Source organism: Ligaoa zhengdingensis (assembly GCF_014384885.1).
In the GTDB taxonomy this organism is placed as follows: Bacteria; Bacillota; Clostridia; order Oscillospirales; family Ruminococcaceae; genus Ligaoa; species Ligaoa zhengdingensis.
In genome coordinates, this window is the sequence record NZ_JACRST010000104.1 from 1 (window position 1) to 597 (window position 597).

Sequence of the window (597 nt, forward strand, 5' to 3'; positions counted from 1 at the left end):
GCGCAGGCGTTGGGCGAGGAATTTTGCCGGAAGCAGTTTCCCGGACACCAAGCCATTGTCTGCACCCACCCGGACGGACACAACCACAGCGGCAATATCCATGTGCATATCGTTATCAACTCCCTGCGGATTTACGAAGTCCCGCTTCTGCCCTACATGGACAGATCAGCCGACACACGGGAGGGCTGCAAGCACCGCTGCACCAACGCCGCTATGGAATATTTCAAGAGCGAAGTCATGGAGATGTGCCACCGGGAGGGGCTTTACCAAATCGACCTCTTGAACGGCAGCAAGGAACGGATAACGGAACGGGAATACTGGGCGGCAAAGAAAGGGCAGCTTGCCCTTGATAAAGAGAACGCCGCCAGAGAAGCCGCCGGACAGCCAGCCAAGCCCACGAAGTTTGAAACAGACAAGGAAAAATTGCGGCAGGCCATACGCACCGCGCTGTCCTCTGCCACAAGCTATGGCGAGTTCGCCGCCGTTCTCTTGCAACAGGGCGTGACTGTCAAGGAGAGCCGAGGGCGGCTATCCTACCTCACGCCGGACAGGACAAAGCCCATTACCGCCCGCAAGCTGGGAGATGATTTTGACCGC

1 protein-coding gene is annotated in these 597 nt (G+C 57.8%); it reads left to right on the top strand.

Going from position 1 to position 597, the window contains the following annotated elements; genetic code table 11:
- The coding region (locus tag H8711_RS13905) for a relaxase/mobilization nuclease domain-containing protein (RefSeq protein ID WP_249283914.1) at positions 1-597 on the top strand (597 nt) is incomplete at both ends.